General features: G+C 70.8%; 15 protein-coding genes. 9 read left to right on the top strand and 6 right to left on the bottom strand.

Going from position 1 to position 13,930, the window contains the following annotated elements; genetic code table 11:
• Positions 1-89: 89 nt before the first annotated feature.
• Positions 90-1,217, bottom strand: a complete 1,128-nt coding sequence (locus ACZ6SD_RS02975; RefSeq protein ID WP_465315186.1) for a hypothetical protein — start codon at positions 1,215-1,217, stop codon at positions 90-92.
• A 133-nt stretch (positions 1,218-1,350) separates the two neighbouring features.
• Between ACZ6SD_RS02975 and ACZ6SD_RS02970 the strand changes: the two genes are divergently transcribed.
• The 4 genes from ACZ6SD_RS02970 to ligD (ACZ6SD_RS02955) are packed head-to-tail and all read left to right on the top strand — an operon-like array spanning position 1,351 to position 5,352.
• A complete protein-coding gene (locus tag ACZ6SD_RS02970) occupies positions 1,351-2,142 on the top strand; it encodes a DUF2470 domain-containing protein (RefSeq protein WP_465315185.1) in 792 nt (263 codons plus the stop codon).
• Between the two features lie 9 nt (positions 2,143-2,151).
• Positions 2,152-2,958: a CPBP family intramembrane glutamic endopeptidase gene (locus ACZ6SD_RS02965; protein WP_465315184.1), complete on the top strand. Its 807-nt coding sequence runs from the start codon at positions 2,152-2,154 to the stop codon at positions 2,956-2,958.
• Positions 2,959-2,993: 35 nt separating this feature from the next.
• Positions 2,994-4,448 (top strand): non-homologous end-joining DNA ligase, encoded by a 1,455-nt coding sequence (gene ligD, locus ACZ6SD_RS02960; protein WP_465315183.1) that lies wholly within the window; start codon positions 2,994-2,996, stop codon positions 4,446-4,448.
• Complete coding sequence (gene ligD / locus ACZ6SD_RS02955) at positions 4,438-5,352, top strand: non-homologous end-joining DNA ligase (RefSeq protein ID WP_465315182.1); 915 nt, start codon at positions 4,438-4,440, stop codon at positions 5,350-5,352. The genes ligD (ACZ6SD_RS02960) and ligD (ACZ6SD_RS02955) overlap by 11 nt, the downstream gene beginning before the upstream one ends.
• Positions 5,353-5,602: 250 nt before the next feature.
• Here the strand turns inward: ligD (ACZ6SD_RS02955) and ACZ6SD_RS02950 are convergent, their stop codons facing one another.
• Positions 5,603-6,169, bottom strand: a complete 567-nt coding sequence (locus ACZ6SD_RS02950) for a DM13 domain-containing protein (RefSeq protein ID WP_465315181.1) — start codon at positions 6,167-6,169, stop codon at positions 5,603-5,605.
• A gap of 114 nt (positions 6,170-6,283) precedes the next feature.
• On the opposite strand from ACZ6SD_RS02950, the gene ACZ6SD_RS02945 reads away from it, so the two are divergent.
• The 3 genes from ACZ6SD_RS02945 (at position 6,284) to ACZ6SD_RS02935 (ending at position 8,915) form a co-directional block, all read left to right on the top strand.
• Complete coding sequence (locus ACZ6SD_RS02945) at positions 6,284-7,510, top strand: arginine deiminase (RefSeq protein ID WP_465315180.1); 1,227 nt, start codon at positions 6,284-6,286, stop codon at positions 7,508-7,510.
• A gap of 70 nt (positions 7,511-7,580) precedes the next feature.
• Positions 7,581-8,117: a hypothetical protein gene (locus tag ACZ6SD_RS02940; RefSeq protein WP_465315179.1), complete on the top strand. Its 537-nt coding sequence runs from the start codon at positions 7,581-7,583 to the stop codon at positions 8,115-8,117.
• A 267-nt stretch (positions 8,118-8,384) separates the two neighbouring features.
• On the top strand, positions 8,385-8,915 hold the full coding sequence (locus ACZ6SD_RS02935; protein WP_465315178.1) for a ferritin: 531 nt from the start codon (positions 8,385-8,387) through the stop codon (positions 8,913-8,915).
• A 185-nt stretch (positions 8,916-9,100) separates the two neighbouring features.
• Here ACZ6SD_RS02935 and ACZ6SD_RS02930 read toward each other — a convergent pair whose 3' ends face one another.
• Both ACZ6SD_RS02930 and ACZ6SD_RS02925 read right to left on the bottom strand, forming a co-directional pair.
• A complete protein-coding gene (locus tag ACZ6SD_RS02930; protein ID WP_465315177.1) occupies positions 9,101-9,442 on the bottom strand; it encodes a DUF952 domain-containing protein in 342 nt (113 codons plus the stop codon).
• On the bottom strand, positions 9,439-10,395 hold the full coding sequence (locus ACZ6SD_RS02925) for a DUF5926 family protein (RefSeq protein WP_465315176.1): 957 nt from the start codon (positions 10,393-10,395) through the stop codon (positions 9,439-9,441). Before ACZ6SD_RS02925 ends, ACZ6SD_RS02930 begins: the two co-directional genes overlap by 4 nt.
• Before the next feature lie 107 nt (positions 10,396-10,502).
• On the opposite strand from ACZ6SD_RS02925, the gene ACZ6SD_RS02920 reads away from it, so the two are divergent.
• Together ACZ6SD_RS02920 and ACZ6SD_RS02915 are read left to right on the top strand one after the other, a co-directional pair.
• Positions 10,503-11,684, top strand: coding sequence for a cytochrome P450 (locus ACZ6SD_RS02920; protein WP_465315175.1), 1,182 nt, complete (start codon positions 10,503-10,505; stop codon positions 11,682-11,684).
• A 406-nt stretch (positions 11,685-12,090) separates the two neighbouring features.
• Positions 12,091-12,390, top strand: coding sequence for a hypothetical protein (locus tag ACZ6SD_RS02915; protein WP_465315174.1), 300 nt, complete (start codon positions 12,091-12,093; stop codon positions 12,388-12,390).
• 309 nt (positions 12,391-12,699) lie between these two features.
• Here the strand turns inward: ACZ6SD_RS02915 and ACZ6SD_RS02910 are convergent, their stop codons facing one another.
• Positions 12,700-13,599, bottom strand: coding sequence for a DUF4328 domain-containing protein (locus ACZ6SD_RS02910; protein WP_465315173.1), 900 nt, complete (start codon positions 13,597-13,599; stop codon positions 12,700-12,702).
• Positions 13,600-13,601: 2 nt separating this feature from the next.
• A complete protein-coding gene (locus tag ACZ6SD_RS02905; protein ID WP_465315248.1) occupies positions 13,602-13,925 on the bottom strand; it encodes a rhodanese-like domain-containing protein in 324 nt (107 codons plus the stop codon).
• Positions 13,926-13,930 lie beyond the last annotated feature (5 nt).

The raw sequence follows: 13,930 nt of genomic DNA, 5'->3' as shown, positions 1-13,930 counted from the left end.
AAGACCATGTCAGAGCCACCATCCCGAATCGGTGTTGATCATGCTTGTGGGTGACATTCCCTAACCGATCGAGACCACGCGCGCGCCCGCTAAGGCGCCCCGAAGCGGGCCACGGTGAGGAACGGATAGCCCGGCAGCCCCACGGCCGCTTCACCACCCGCCGTGGGTTGGCCTGCGGTCCACAGCAGGCCGGTCGCCGCGATGTTGGCCCGCAGCGCGTGACCCGACCTGCGCAGCGTGACCGGGACGACCTGGCCGTCCGGCAGCGTCGCCCGACCCACGGCGCCAGCCCGGCGCACCCGGGTCGGCGCGGCGAACTCGGCCGGGACCGGCGTCCACGGGCCAGCCGCCAGGAGGCGGTCGACCTTCACCCAGTACAGGACGCGCCGGACCCGCCAGGCCAGCAGCGCGAGCAGGCCCGCCGTGCCCAGGCCGACGAACACCGCCAGCCACACCTGGTCGGGCCGGATGCCCCGGCCGACGAGGTCGACCACGACGAATCCGGCGAACACCAGCAGCAGCGCGGGCGCGACCAACTCGGTGCGGGAGCGCCTGCGCGGCGTGGCGATCACCCGGGACAGCACGGCGTCGGCCGCGGCCAGCGGCGCGCGGACCGGGGCGGGCTGCTCGACCCCCACCTGGTACCCCGTCGACACGTCCTCGGCCGTCACCCTGGCCTGCCCGAGCGGCAGCGCCAGGCCCGCCGAGCGGATCGCCGCCCACCCGCGCGCGTCCGGGCCGACCAGCCACACGCGCCCGGTCCGGGCGAGCACCTGCTGGGCGGGCCAGGGCAGTGCGGGGGCGAGCAGGTTTTTCGCGGTACCGTCTTCTTCTCGGACGAGCAGCCGGGCGCGCGGGAAGCCGCGGGTCGGGCGGAAGACCGTGACCGCGGCGGGCCGCCAGGGCTGGGCGCGCAGCAGTCGGCTCGCCGGGCCGATCCAGAAGCCGCTGATCAGCACGGTGAGGATGGTGGCGATGAGGAAGGCCAGCGCCGCGACGGCCAGCGCGGCGACCGCGATCCAGCCCGCCCCGGCGAGGGCGAGCCAGACCGCGGGCACGCCGAACAGCGGCACCGCGACCGGCAGGCTCACCAGCGACAGACGCAGACCGGTCAGGGCGCGGGCGGTCGCCGGGTCCTCGATCGCCGGACGGTCCGTCCGCGGCTCCACCGCGGGCGCCTCACGTCGGCCGGTCTTACGCTGACCGATCTCGCTCAAGGCGGGTCTCCTCCCGTCCGATACCTCCGGCAGCGTAGTCACCCGGAAATGTCCAGGCAGTGGAATGCGCGAGCCATCGGCTTCCCAGCACGACCCGCTTCAAGTTAGGGTTACCTAAGTAGGAGGTGTGGCAGTGACCAGAGCAGCAGACGCGCCCCGTCCCCCGACGCCGCACCCGGCCGAGCGGGCCAAGACGATCGCCGCGCTGGGCGGCCGCGCGGCCGTGGTCCCGGCGGGCGGCGACCCGGGCAGAGCCGACCGGGTCTCACCGCTGCTGCACCACGTCCACGCCGACGCCTCGGTCAGCGTGCTGCTGCCCGCCGACCACGAACTGGTGGCCGCGGCCTGGCAGGCGCCGCGCGGCGAACTCGCCATGATGGTGGAACTCGCCGACCCGGCCCCGGTGCCGCTGCGCGAGCCGATCCGCGGCCTGCTGTGGATCACCGGCTGGCTGCGCGCGCTCGGCGACGACGAGGCCCGCGGGCTGGCCGTCGACGTCGCCGAGACCCGACCTGACCCCCGGCTGCTCGACCTCGGCCACGGCGCGGCCCTGCTCCGGCTCGTGCCCGCGTCGCTGGTGCTGGCCGACGCCGAGGGCACGCACGCGGTCGCCCTGGACGCCTTCGCCACCGCCGAGCCCGACCCGTTCGCCGCGTTCGAGGCGGGCTGGCTGCGGCACCTGGAGGTCTCGCACACCGACGTCGTCGGCGCCCTCGTCCGGCACCTGCCGGACAACCTGCGCGGCGGGCACGTGCGGCCGCTCGGCCTGGACCGGTTCGGCCTGCGGCTGCGGGTCGAGGCCGCCGACGCCGACCACGACGTGCGGCTGGCGTTCTCCCGGCCGGTGCGCACGGCCGCCGAGCTGAGCGTGGAGCTGCGCAGGCTGGTCGGCTGCCCGTTCCTGGCCGAGCAGCGCACCCGGTAGCTTGCCGCTGTGGCAACGCTGCGCGCCTGGCTCGCCCCGCGCCGACCGGGCGCCGACCTGATCGCCGACCCGCGCGAGCGGCGGCTGGCGTGGACCGAACTGGTGATCGTCTTCGCGGTCACCCTCGGCCTGTCCGGGCTGAGCAGCCTGCTGTCGCTGGTGGACGCCCTGCTCGCCCCGGTCGCGCTCGGCGACCAGACGGTGGCGATCAACGTGCCGCAGGCCGACGTGGGCGTGCTCGACCTGCTCAAGCAGCTGCTCGGCGTGGTGCGGCTGACCGCGTGGGGCGCGCTGGGCGCCTACCTGCTCTACCGCGCCGGAATGCGGTTCGCCGACATCGGCCTCGACGCGCGCCGCAAGCGCGCCGACGCGCTCGCCGGGGTCGGCCTGGCCGCGCTGATCGGGTTGCCCGGGTTGGGTTTCTACCTCGTCAGCCACGCCATCGGGATCAACCTCGCGGTCGCTCCGTCCACTTTGGACGACACCTGGTGGCGGCCGGTCGCGCTGACCCTGCTCGCGGCGGGCAACGCGTGGGCGGAGGAGATGCTGGTCGTCGGGTATCTGATCAGCCGGTTGCGGCACCTGGGTTTCGGGGAGAACTCATCGCTGCTGGTCTCGGCCGTGGTGCGCGGGTCGTACCACCTGTACCAGGGCTTCGGCGGGTTCGTCGGCAACGTGGTGATGGGCCTGGTGTTCGGCCGGGTGTGGCAGCGCGCGAACCGGCTGTGGCCGCTGGTGCTGGCGCACACGCTGCTCGACTTCGTCGCCTTCGTCGGCTACTCGCTGCTGCGCGGCAAGGTGTCCTGGCTGCCCTGATTGCGGGTGGTCGCCGACGCGGGTACTAAGAGGACATGGCAGGTCTCGGCGAGTACCGCAGGAAGCGGGACGCCGGGCGCACCCCGGAGCCCGTGCCCGCCGAGGACACCCTCCCGCATGGCGACGACAACACCTTCGTCATCCAGGAGCACCACGCGAGCAGGCTGCACTGGGATGTGCGGCTCGAACGCGGCGGCGTGCTGGTGAGCTGGGCGGTCCCCAAGGGCCTGCCGACCGAGCCGGGCGACATCCGGCTGGCCGTGCACACCGAGGACCACCCGATGGAGTACGCGACCTTCGAGGGTGAGATCCCGCGGGGCGAGTACGGGGGCGGCCGGATGCTCATCTGGGACCGGGGCACGTATGAAACGGTCAAGTGGAGCGACCGCGAGGTGGCCGTCGTGTTCTCCGGCGAGCGCGTGCGCGGCAAGTACACCTTCTTCCACGGCGGCAAATCCGCCCGCGACTGGATGGTCCGCCGCTCCGACCCGCCGCAGCGGCCCGACTGGGCGCCGCTGCCGGACAAGATCGCGCCGATGCTGGCCACCCCCGGCGCGCTGCCGCCCGCCGACGAGGACGACCAGTGGGCGTACGAGTTCAAGTGGGACGGCGTCCGCGCCCTGGCCCGCGTCGAGGGCGGTCGGCTGCGGCTGTTCGCCCGCAGCGGCAACGACATCACCGGCACCTACCCGGAACTGCGGCTGCTCGGCGAGGAACTGGGCAGCACCCAGGTGTGGCTCGACGGCGAGATCGTGGCCTTCGCCGAGGGCAAGCCCTCGTTCGCCGCGTTGCAGCGGCGAATGCACGTCACCGAGGAGCGGCTGACCCGCAAACTGGCCGCCGACCTGCCGGTCACCTACGTGGTGTTCGACGTCGCGCACCTCGACGGCCGCTCCTGCCTGGCGCTCCCCTACACCGAGCGCAGAGCCCTGCTGGTCGACCTTGGCCTGCGCGGGCCGCACTGGCAGACCTCGCCGAGCTACCCCGGCGAGGGGCCAGCCGTGCTGGCGACCGCCCGCGACCAGGCGCTGGAAGGGATCATCGCCAAGCGCCTGGACTCCCGCTACCACCAGGGCAAACGCACCTCAGACTGGATCAAGATCACCGACCTGCGCGCCGTCGAGGTCGTCATCGGCGGCTGGCGCCCCGGCGAGGGCAGGCGCGGCGACGTGTTCGGCTCCCTGATGCTCGGCGTCCCCTCCGCCGAGGGCCTGCGGTACGTCGGGCAGGTCGGCACCGGTTTCACCGACGAGATGCTGCGGACGCTCATGGCGAAGCTGCTCCGCCTGGAACGCAAGACCTGCCCCTTCACCACCCCGGTCCCGCGCGAACGGGCGAGAGGCGCGCGGTGGGTTCGACCGTCGCTGGTGGGGGAAGTCGTGTTCCGGGACTGGACGGCCGACGGCCGGATGCGGGCGCCGTCGTGGCGGGGGCTGCGTCCGGACAAGCGGCCGGAGGATGTCGAAGGGTGGCACGGCGATGGCCGGTGAAGTGCTGGTGGAAGTCGAGGGCAGAAGACTTCGGCTGTCCAATTTGGACAAAGTGCTGTACCCGGAGGACGGCTTCACCAAGGCGGAGGTGATCGACTACTACAGTCGCGTCGCCCCTGTGCTGACCCCGCACCTGGTCGACCGCCCGGTCACCTTCCGCCGCTTCCCGGACGGCGTGGCCGCCCCGGGTTTCTTCGAGAAGAACACCTCCCGGCACGCGCCGGACTGGATTCGCACCGTCACCATAGAGACCCCCGGCAGCACCACCGGCGCGGAAACCCTCGACTTCGCGCTGCTGTGCGACCTGCCGTCCCTGGTCTGGGCGGCCAACCAGGCGGGCCTGGAACTCCACGTTCCACAATGGACTGTCGGCCCGCGCGGCGGCAAGCGGCCCCCGGACCGCCTGGTGTTCGACCTCGACCCCGGCCCACCCGCCACCATCGTCGAATGCTGCGAAGTGGCCCAACACCTGCGCGAGGCCCTGACCGAAGACGGCCTTGAGGTGCTGGCGAAAACCAGCGGCTCCAAGGGAATGCAGCTGTACGCGGCGGTGACGACCACTTCGGACACCACCACCTCCGACTACGCCAAGTCCCTCGCCGAACGCCTGGAGAAAACCCTCCCCACCCTCGTCACCTCCCGAATGGCGAAAAACCTGCGCCCCCACAAGATCTTCATCGACTGGAGCCAGAACAACCCGAAGAAAACCACGGTCGCCCCCTACTCGCTGCGTGCCCGCCCCCACCCCACCGTGTCAACCCCCATCACCTGGGACGAGGTAGCCACCTGCCACTCCCCCCAAGACCTCACCTTCACCGCAGACGACGTCCTAGACCGACTAACCACCCACGGCGACCTTTTCGCCCCCCTACTCACCAACAAAGGCCCCAAACTCCCCCGCTAACCCCACCGACACCCGATCACCCGGCAACGCCAAGCACTCCCGGCACGCCACCGGCGACGCACCCCCCACCCAAGGTGCTCGATCGGGTGGACCGGCTTGATACGGGGAAGGGCGACCGTAAACTTGCCGTGGTCGTGGGGGCGAAGCCTCCCCACCCAGCTTTTCCCACGACGGTCGCCCGAGGGGTCCCCGTGTCAAGCCGGTCCACCCGATCGAGCCAACGCACCCAAACCCAGCCCGCACAAGCGAATCAAAGAGCAAGAGCCGCCGACCCAAACGAGACATTGAAGCGGTCACACCAAATAACCACACTGCGAAGACCGGTCAGATCGACATCAGCGGGAATAGCGTAGTTCTGATTCCCATCAGTGCCCTTGAGCTTTCCCAGCCGAACATACCGACCATCGTCGTACTTGCCCCAAGAACCGCCCGCCTCGGCATCAGACAGCCACACATGCAGATCAGGCCCATCAGAGGTGGAAAACCCTTCCAGCCGCAAAACCCGACTCCCACCCTGCTCAAGCACCCGAGCCGCGCCACTAGTGGCGTGCTCCTGAGACACGAACACCCCTTCAGCAAGAACTCGCGGCCCGGCCATAGTCGGCACGGCGGCGGAGGTCGCCACATCGGAGGCGGGAGCGGACGCAGCGGGAGCAACAGTCGTCGTGACCGAAGCGAAGCCCACAGGCAGCGCCTCATCAACCGTGCTGCGGGTCCACAGCCGCCACGGCTGGAACGCCCACAACCCGCCCACCACAAGCACCAGCGCGACCACAAGCGCGACCTGAACCACCCTGCGACGCAACAAACCGCGCATCACACTCGCCCTTCGCTTAACGATCCATCCTCAAACACCGCGACCACCGACTTCTTCGGCCATTCTGCCCGCCGCCAGGCCGCTTTTTCCTTACCGAGTCGTTACGCTCGCCTGGTGACCGTCCCCATCTCGGACGCCGAGCGCCCCGCGCCGCGCGTCGACAGCGAGGTCGGCCCGCTGCGCACGGTGCTGCTGCACCGGCCGGGCAACGAACTCAAGCGTCTCACGCCCCGCAACAACGACCAGTTGCTGTTCGACAGCATCCCCTGGGTCGACCGGGCGCAGGACGAGCACGACGCGTTCGCCGAGGTGCTCGGCGCGCGGGGGGTCGAGGTGCTGTTGCTGGCCGAGAGCCTGGTCGTGGCGCTGGCCGACGAGCGCGCCCACGCGGCGGCGGCGCGGACCGCGGTCGACCGGCGCAGGCTCGGCAACGAACTCGCCGACGCGCTCGCCTCCCATTTGTCCACTGTGGACGCGAAGGGGTTGGCCGATGTGCTGATGGGCGGCATGACCTTCGAGGAGTTGCCCGCGGCCGAGGGCGCGTCGCTGGTGCGCAAGATGCATCATCCGCACGACTTCGTGGTCGACCCGCTGCCGAACCTGCTGTTCACCCGCGACTCGTCGGTGTGGATCGGCGACCGGGTGGCGATCGCGTCGCTGGCGATGCCCGCGCGGGCGCGGGAGACGGCGCTGTTGGACGTGATCTACGCCTACCACCCGCGGTTCCGCGCCGCGGGCCGCGCGTACGGCGCGCATTCCGCTCCCGTCGAGGGCGGCGACGTGCTGTTGCTGTCCCCCGGGGTCATCGCCATCGGCGTCGGCGAGCGCACCACCCCGGCGGGCGCGGAATCCCTTGCCCGGTCGGCGTTTTCCGACGGCCTGGCGCACACGGTGCTCGCCGTCCCGATCGCCCAGGACCGGGCGACGATGCACTTGGACACGGTGTGCACCATGGTCGACCGCGACGCCGTCGTGATGTACCCGGCGATCCGCGACACGCTGCGCGCGTACACGTTGCGCCCCAATGGTTCCGGCGGCGTCCAGGTCGACGGCCCTGACCCGTTCCTCACCGCGGCCGCCACCGCGATGGGCATCGACCACCTGCGGGTCATCGACACCGGCCTCGACCCGGTCACCGCGGAACGCGAGCAGTGGGACGACGGCAACAACACCCTGGCCCTCGCCCCGGGCGTGGTAGTCGCCTACGAACGCAACGTCGAGACCAACTCCCGCCTGGAGGACGCGGGCGTCGAAGTCCTGCGGATCAGCGGCTCCGAACTCGGCACCGGCCGCGGCGGCCCCCGCTGCATGTCGTGTCCGGTCGCGCGGGATTCCTTGTAGACGATCACTTTCGAGGGAACTCCCGCCCGAACCTGACGGGTGAGCCAACACTCGTGCCGATGTTCCTCGGGTGACCGTGCACGTCTTCGTCGACGAATCCCGCCGCGGCAGCACCTACCTGCTCGCGGCGGTCCTGATCCCACCCACCCGGCTCGGCGCCGTCCGGAACCTGATGCGAGGACTCCGCGTGCCTGGCGCGCGCCGAATCCACTTCAAGCACGAGCGCGACGCGGTGCAGAAGGACATCGCGGCCGCGGTGGTCGAAGCGCCGGTCGAGGCGCGGATCTACCTGGGCAGGGGCAAGTCGGAGCCGGTGCGACAGCGCGCGCTGCGCGAGCTGGTGCGAGCGGCGCACCCGGTCGGACTGACCCGTCTGGTGCTCGACTCACGCGGCGACGCGGCCGACCGGGGTGACCGGGCCGTGATCAGCTCGGTCGCCGCGCGGGCGGGCATCCCGCCGTTCGCCTACGAGCACCTGCCCTCGCATGAGGAACCCTGCCTGTGGGTGCCCGACGTGGTGGCCTGGTGCTGGGGCGCGGGGGGTGAATGGCGCAGGCGGATCGAGCCCATCGTGGGGACCGTGTGCGAGGTGTCCGACCGTGGATAGCGCGAAGCCCGGGCGCTCGCCGTCCGACGAGTCCTGCCCGGGCTCACTTCCTCGGCCTAGCGGCCTCGGCTGGCTCCTACTCTACACCACATACCGTGCGACCGACTGTCACGAGATCGGGTGACAGTTCCGTCGGAGCGGAGTCGAAATTAGGAATGCCTAACCTGAATAAGCATTCCACAGCCTTACCTAACGTGATCTAGATACCGCACCAAAAGGCTTGTTCGGATTGCGCGCACCCCCCGAGGTCGGCGTATTCTCGATGCCATGACCGCCAAGTTCCATCGGCTTCTGCAGGTGCAGATCCGCAACGAGTTCACCGCGTCGCAGCAGTACACCGCCCTCGCGGTGTGGTTCGACGGGCAGGATCTTCCGCGGCTGGCGAAGTACTTTTACCGCCAGGCACTGGAGGAGCGTAATCATGCCATGATGATCACCCGGTACCTGTTGGACAACAGCATTCCGGTGTCGATTCCGGGCATCGACGAGGTGCGCAACGAGTTCGCCGACCCCATCGATCTGATCGAATTGGCGCTGCAACAGGAACGGGCCGTCACCGACGACGTCATCACGCTGGCCAAGGTCGCCCGGGACGAGGACGACTACCGGGGCGAGCAGTTCATGCAGTGGTTCCTCAAGGAGCAGGTCGAGGAGGTCGCCGCCATGACCACACTGCTCAACGTCGTCAAGCGCGCCAACGGCAACATGTTCCACGTCGAGGACTACCTCGCCCGCGAGCATGTCGCCGTGGACACCGACGACCCGACGGCGCCACGCGCAGCGGGCGGGACGGTCTGACACCGCCGCTGTTGAGGGGGCGGACCACCCGGTCCGCCCCCTCAACGGTTTCACACCGTGGTCCCGGGCGAACGGGACACCTCACCCACGCCGCGTGCACGCAGGCGAAACACCCGTCTTGGTGACGATCGAACTCCACCGGGGTCGGCGGCTTTGAAGCGCGACCGCGGTCCAGCCGCCGGGTGCTACCGCTGCGACAACCCCGGCGGCAGAACGAACAGACCGTCGTCGCCCGGTGGGAAGTCGTGCGCGGCGACGACCGCCGCCGCGGGCACCGGGCCGTACACGTGCGGGAACCACGGCCCGTCCAGAATGGGCGGCGACCCGGGTTCCCACCGCACCGGAACGCCGAGCTTCGCCGGGTCGATCTCCAGCAGCAGTAGGTCGGTGCGGCCGCGGAACAGGCGGTTCGCGGGCAGGTGCACGGTCCCCGGGTCGGAGCAGTGCAGGAAGCCCTCGGTGTCCAGGCTCGGCGCGCGGACCTCCTCGGCAGGCCAGGCGGCGCGCTCGATGATGTGCAGGATCACCGGATGGTGATCTGCCTGCCCAGGAGGCCGTCGCGGGCGCGGCGCTCGTCGCTGGTCAGCGGCTCGGCGGCCAGGGAAGCCAGCGCCGCGTCGATGCGCGCGCCCAGTTCCTCGACGCCGGTGAGCCACTCGCGGGCGTGCGACTCGCGGTCGAGGTCCCAGACCGGCACCAGCAGGCCGTGCGCGCGGAACGAGCCCGCGTACCGCGACCCCTCGCCAAGGCCGAGTTCGCCGCGGGCGTGCAGCCGGGCCAGCGCGGCGAGCAGGTCGTCCTCCGGCTCCGGGCGGACCCAGCGCAGGTGCGCCTTCTCGCCCGCGTCGACCCAGTAGGCCGCCGCGCCGATGCGCTCGGTCGGCAGGATGGCGCCGTTGGCCCGCTCCAGCGACAACGCGACCTCGCCGGTCGGCTCGCTGCCCTCGGGCATCCACCAGCCGAAGTCGGCGTGCACGGTCGGTTCGAGGGTGGCCTTGGGGTCGAGCAGGTCCTGGAGGCGCTCCGGCTTGTCACCCGGGTCGGTTTCCGGGCCGACGGCGCCGAGCACGTCGCCCGGCTTCGCCGCCAGCGCCCAGCGCACCGCGCGGGCCAGGTCACGGCTCACGTCGTTCGACCGGGTCTGCACCTGAAGGCCGACGTAGGCGACACCGTCCGCGCGGATCAGCGCGGCCGCGGCCATCGGCAGCACGGTCGCCAGGGTGATCTCTCGGTCGCTCTCGGCCAGCGGCAGCGCCGCGGTGCCGGACGGCACGAACTCGCGCAGCGCGATCAACTCGCACTCCGCGGCGAGCCCCTCGAACGGCCGGGCGACGGGGATGTCCACAACACCGCCCGCCGAGCCGTGGCACGCCTTGTAGCGCTTGCCCGAGCCGCACGGGCACGGTTGACGTGGAGCGATGCCGGAGGGGTCCTCGGTCTTGGCCTTGCGCGCGCTCTTCACGGCGGATCGCCTGGACATCTGCGAACTCCTCGTCGGAACCGGGTGAACGATGCGGGAAACGCTATCCAATCAGCTCCGGCGCGCTGCGGCTCGGGTGGCGGCGGAGCGGCAACTACCGTGGCGGGATGAGCTTCGATCCCGGAGATCCCGAGTTCATCGCCGACCCGTACCCGGCCTTCGCCGCCCTGCGCGCCACCGGCGAGGTGCACCACCACGACGGCCTCGGCCTCCCGGTCACCGTCTCGCACGCAGCGTGCTCGGCGGTGCTGCGCGACCGCGCGTTGGGTCGCCTGTGGACGGACGCCGCCCCGGTCGAGGCGTTCGCCGCGTTCAACCTGTTGCACCGCAACTCGCTGCTGGAAAGCGAACCGCCAACCCACACCCGACTCCGCGGCCTGATCTCGACCGCGTTCGCCCGAGGCCACACCGAACGACTGCGCCCCCGAATCGAGGCCATGGCCGACCGCATGGTGGCGACCCTGGCCGAACGAATGGCGGCCGACGGCTCAGCCGACCTGATCGAGCACCTCGCCGCGCCGCTCCCGATCGAAGTGATCGGCGAACTGCTGGGCGTGCCGGACGAGCACCGGCCGAACCTGCGACCGTGGTCCAACGCGATCGTGAAAATGTACGAATACGACGTGCCTGCCCCCGTGGCCGCCGCGGCGGAACAGGCGTCCCGAGAGTTCGCCGACTTCCTAGGCGAGTTGGCAGACCGGCGGGCAGTGTCGCCTCAAGCGGACCTGATCAGCGATCTGGTGGCGGCGCGGGACGGCACTGATCGGCTGACGCGGGACGAGCTGGTGGCCACGGCCGTGCTGTTGCTGATGGCGGGGCATGAAGCGACGGTCAACGTGATCGGCAACGGGGTTCTGGCTTTGCTGCGGCACCGGGAGCAGTGGGACCGGTTGGTCGCCGACTCCGCTTTGCTGCCTACGGCGGTGGAAGAGCTAATTCGATTCGACGCGCCGTTGCAGCTTTTCGAGCGGACCGCAGTGGCTCCGGTGACCATTGGCGGGCATCGGGTGGCGGCTGGGGAGAAGATCGCGGCGTTGCTGGGGGCGGCTGGGCGGGATCCGTTGGTGTTTCCGGAGCCGGATCGGTTGGACGTGGGGCGGTCGCCGAATCCGCACCTTGGGTTTGGGGCGGGGATTCACTATTGCGTGGGGGCGCCGTTGGCTCGGGTGGAGGTGGCTGCCGCTTTGCGGGCGTTGGTGGTTCGACTGCCGGGGTTGCGGGTGGTTGCGGTGGAGCGACGGCCTGAGTTTGTGATTCGGGGGGTGCGGGCTTTGTTGGTGGGCTGTTAGCGGGGGTTTGCTCGATTGGGTGCAGTGGTTTCTCCAGGGCCCCTACGAAGGAAGATCGCCCGTGTGAAAGAGCGTGGGAAGCCTCCGGCCTCACACGCGCGGCCAGCTTAGCGATCTTCCTTCTCCCCCGAAGAAACCACTGCACCCAATCGAGCACTTGGCAGGCTGCCTGCGGCTTGGCAGATGAGCGGGTGTGTCTGCGGGTGAGGGTGGCCTTGACGAGAACTTGGCGGGCGAGCACCGCACCTGACCAGCGAAACGACAGCTCAGAGCTTCCTTTGTCGCGTGAGGTCGCCCGTCATGGTGGGCGGGTTGGGTATCGGGCCGTGGGGGGGCGGATCGGGGTGCCGCCTCGGCCTGGACCAAGGTGATGGCGGCGGAGCGGTGTTCGCGCTTGTTGGCCACGGTGACCGCGTGGCTGCGGCGGGGTTGGTCACCGGCGTCGATCGCGGCGCGGGTGACCTGTGATCACGGTGAGCTGCTGGATGCTTGCCGGGTGAGTCATGAAGCGATCTACCAGTGGGTCTACATCCAGCCGGTCGCCACACTGCGCCGCGCAGCTTGTCGCGCTGCGATCGGGTCCCACGGCGCGTCGAGGGCCGCGGCCATCCCCGCACCGCGGATCAAAGAACCCCGCTACCTCCACGAACGCCCCGCCGAAGCCCTCGGCCGCGTGGTGTCCGGGCACTGGGAGGGGATCTGGTGATCGGCAAGGCGGGCAAGACCGCCGTGGCCACCCTGGTGGAGCGGACCAGCCGGTTCCTCATCCTGGTGCCCTGGCCGGATGGGACTCACTGACCGTCACCGAGGCGATCATCGCCGCCGAGATCAACGATCGACCCCATAGATCCACAACTGGCGCAAGCCCAGCGAGGTATTCACCGAACACCTCGAATCAGATGCTTCCACCGCCTGAACTCGCCGGGGGCTGTGGATAACTCGCCGTGGGTGCGGGGAGACACGCCGGGAGGGGGTGGGAAATGGGCCCGGTTGGGTGGTGGGCCGCAGCGGTGGGTCAGCGGGCGGAGCCTGCTGGGCGGGTGGGGCGGAGGGGTGGTTCGGGGGCGCCGTTGATGTGGATGACGCGCATGAGGCGGAGGGTGGTGGGGTCGAGGGGGGCCAGCAGGGTCGACAGGCGGGTGATCACCAGGGCGGTGAGGGTCGCCACCAGGGCCGCGGCCAGATTGGTGGTCGCGGTGAGGAGGACGCCGTCGGCTTGGGCTTGGACCGAATCACGGAAGCGCCAGGTGATTGTCGCGGCGAAGAGGAGGCCGCTGGCTGCCCAAGCGGTCCACCACCAGCGGACCAGGGGGGTGGGGGTGGGGCGGGCGTCCGCCGGTTTGCGGAGGACGGCGTGTTCCAGCTCGGCGAGCAGGGTGCCGGGGACGATCAGGTTCAGGCCGGGGACCAGCAGGCCGGGGACGATGTGCCAGTCGGGGCGGGCCGGGTCGTATCCGGCGGCGTCGGCGGCGGCGCGGCGGGCGACGAACAGCCACGACAGGACCGTCGCGGTGGCGATGAGGCCGCCCGCGATGGCCAGGACGGAGCCGGTGACCACGAGGCTGTCGGAGAGTTGCACCGTGTCGCTGGCGAGCGCGCCGGTGCGGCTTTGGAGCAGCAGGATGTACCGCCACACTTCCGCGGCCGCGGCCAGCACCGTGACCACGGCCAGGACCCACAGTGCCGACACCGCGAGTCGGGCGCGGCCGCGGACGCGTTCGATGGCCTCTTCGCGGGCTTCGGCGACGCCGGGGACCGAGGTGGGCCAGCGCCATGCCAGGGCCGGGAAGCCCCAGCGGGGCGGGGTGCGGTACGACGGCGGCCCCAGGTACGGGACCCGCGGCCGCGGGGCGACGGGGGCGCCGACCCCGGGCGGTGGGGTGGCCACCCACTGGAACCGGGGCGACGGGGGCACGGCTAGATGACCTGCGGTTCCGCGCCGGAGTCGGTGACCATGGGGCGGCCCAGCGCCGCCCAGGACTGCATGCCGCCGTCGACGTTCTTGGCTTCCCAGCCGTTGCCGTTGAGGTACTGGGTGACCCGGGCGGAGCGGCCGCCCATCCGGCAGATCACGTAGACCTCGCCGTCATTGGGCACGTCGGCGAGCCTGCCCGCGAGTTCGCTCATCGGGATGTGGACGGCGCCGGGGGCGTGGCCCGCGTCCCACTCGTCCTGTTCCCGGACGTCGAGCAGGACCGCGTCCTCGGGGACGTCGGCGCAGGACACGGCGGGCGGGTTCATGGGCT

This window comes from Actinokineospora sp. NPDC051303, assembly GCF_055586285.1.
The sequence above is the reverse complement of the archived record's forward strand: the minus strand, read 5'-3'. Positions and strand labels throughout refer to the sequence as shown.

Bases quoted from the DNA above. Each gene is read 5' to 3' on its own strand.
- ACZ6SD_RS02925 (WP_465315176.1), bottom strand. From the start codon at position 10,395: ATGTCCAGGCGATCCGCCGTGAAGAGCGCGCGCAAGGCCAAGACCGAG.
- ligD (WP_465315182.1), top strand. From the start codon at position 4,438: ATGGCCGGTGAAGTGCTGGTGGAAGTCGAGGGCAGAAGACTTCGGCTG.
- ACZ6SD_RS02950 (WP_465315181.1), bottom strand. From the start codon at position 6,169: ATGCGCGGTTTGTTGCGTCGCAGGGTGGTTCAGGTCGCGCTTGTGGTC.
- ACZ6SD_RS02905 (WP_465315248.1), bottom strand. From the start codon at position 13,925: ATGAACCCGCCCGCCGTGTCCTGCGCCGACGTCCCCGAGGACGCGGTC.
- ACZ6SD_RS02920 (WP_465315175.1), top strand. From the start codon at position 10,503: ATGAGCTTCGATCCCGGAGATCCCGAGTTCATCGCCGACCCGTACCCG.
- ligD (WP_465315183.1), top strand. From the start codon at position 2,994: ATGGCAGGTCTCGGCGAGTACCGCAGGAAGCGGGACGCCGGGCGCACC.
- ACZ6SD_RS02935 (WP_465315178.1), top strand. From the start codon at position 8,385: ATGACCGCCAAGTTCCATCGGCTTCTGCAGGTGCAGATCCGCAACGAG.